1 protein-coding gene is annotated in these 2,105 nt (G+C 44.0%); it reads left to right on the plus strand.

The window, feature by feature from the left end:
* The first annotated feature begins 127 nt into the window (after positions 1-127).
* Positions 128-1,792: an energy-dependent translational throttle protein EttA gene (ettA, locus tag D9603_RS21520; protein ID WP_128732854.1), complete on the plus strand. Its 1,665-nt coding sequence runs from the start codon at positions 128-130 to the stop codon at positions 1,790-1,792.
* The last annotated feature ends 313 nt before the right edge of the window (positions 1,793-2,105 follow it).

Raw genomic sequence — 2,105 nt, forward strand, 5'->3', positions numbered from 1 at the left:
AAAAAATTACAACAGTTAACTAAGCTGACGTTCACTGTGGTTTTTTAAGCGTTATGACCTATCAACATTGCAGCCCGTCAAGGCTTTCTCTAAAATACGTCTAAATCAAAAAAGAGATTGGAAACTCATGGCTCAATATATTTATACCATGTCGCGGGTGAGCAAAGTTGTGCCGCCTAAGCGCACTATCCTCAAAGACATTTCTTTATGCTTTTTTCCTGGCGCTAAAATTGGTGTGTTAGGTCTAAATGGTGCGGGTAAATCAACCTTACTACGTATTATGGCAGGGGTTGATACAGAGTTCGAGGGCGAGGCACGTCCGCAGCCAGGCACTAAGATTGGCTACTTACCACAAGAACCTGTATTAGATGAAAGCAAGACCGTTCGCGAAACAATAGAAGAAGCAGTTAGTGAAGTTAAGCGTGCATTGACTCGATTAGATGAAGTGTATGCTGAATATGCGATGGAAGATGCCGATTTTGATGCACTAGCAAAAGAACAAGGCGAGCTTGAAGCAATTATCCAAGCACATGATGGTCATAACTTAGACAATGCACTAGAACGTGCTGCTGACGCCCTACGTTTACCTGAGTGGGATGCTAAAATTGAGCACCTATCAGGGGGTGAAAGGCGTCGTGTTGCTATCTGCCGCTTGCTACTTGAAAAGCCTGATATGCTACTGCTTGACGAGCCAACTAACCACTTAGATGCGGAGTCTGTCGCGTGGCTTGAGCGCTTCTTGCATGACTATGAAGGCACTGTGGTAGCAATTACCCACGACCGCTACTTCCTAGACAATGTCGCAGGCTGGATTTTAGAGCTTGACCGTGGTCACGGTATTCCATGGGAAGGTAATTACTCTTCATGGCTTGAGCAAAAAGATGCACGTTTGAAGCAAGAAGAAAAATCAGAAAAAGCACGCCAAAAGTCGATTGAAAAAGAACTTGAGTGGGTGCGCTCAAATCCGAAAGGTCGCCAAGCTAAGTCTAAAGCACGTATGGCGCAGTTTACTGAGCTTCAGCAAAACGACTATCAAAAGCGCAACGAAACCAATGAGCTATTCATTCCACCTGGCCCTCGCTTAGGCGACCAAGTGATTGAAGTAAGCAACCTACGCAAGAGTTTTGGAGATAGGTTGTTGATTGATGATTTGAATTTCAACGTACCAAAAGGGGCAATTGTTGGGATCATCGGTGCAAACGGCGCAGGTAAATCAACACTATTTAGAATGTTAAGTGGCCAAGAGCAGCCAGATAGCGGCGACATCACAATTGGTGAAACCGTTGAGATTGCTACCGTTGAGCAGTTCCGTGATGATATGGATGGCAACAATACAGTTTTCCAAGAGATCTCAAACGGCCAAGACATTTTAAAAATTGGCAACTTTGAAGTACCAAGCCGCGCTTATGTTGGCCGCTTTAACTTTAAAGGTAATGACCAACAGAAATTTGTAAAAGAACTCTCTGGTGGTGAGCGCAATCGTCTTCACCTAGCAAAACTACTAAAAGCTGGTGGCAACGTACTGCTGCTAGATGAGCCAACCAACGACCTAGACGTAGAAACGTTGCGAGCGCTGGAGAATGCGATTTTGGAATTCCCAGGCTGTGTTATGTGTATCTCGCACGATCGTTGGTTTTTAGACCGCATCGCGACGCACATCTTGGATTACCGTGATGAAGGCCAAATCAACTTCTTCGATGGTAACTACACTGAATACGAAGCGTGGTTGAAAAAAACCTACGGCGCTGACGCCGCGGAGCCTAAACGTATCAAGTATAAAAAAATTGGCTAATCAATATTGTAATTAGGCTCCTCATTGCAGGGGCCTTTTTTATAGCACCAAAAAATTTTCAACTTCGGGCTGCATCATGAGCTTTATACCAATTTTCTTAATTAAGTGATCTATTTTGAGGTGAGAAAATCTTGTCGATAACACCGCTTCCGCGTCCTGCTCACGCCGAGGTACCTACGTCCTGTAGGCAAGGCAAAAGTTTTGCTATTCAGTTGTTCTAAATAAGAAATTTTTAACGCTGTTAGCGTCAGATTTACTCCTTCAAATTGAGCAAGTATTAAGTCAAATTAATGGAATGGACTCTCTCCACTCC

It is taken from the genome of Pseudoalteromonas sp. PS5, from assembly GCF_004103255.1.
In the GTDB taxonomy this organism is placed as follows: Bacteria; Pseudomonadota; Gammaproteobacteria; order Enterobacterales; family Alteromonadaceae; genus Pseudoalteromonas; species Pseudoalteromonas peptidolytica.

What these genes read in the sequence shown, in the direction of transcription:
- ettA (WP_128732854.1), top strand. Translation starts at nt 128, where the DNA reads ATGGCTCAATATATTTATACCATGTCGCGGGTGAGCAAAGTTGTGCCG.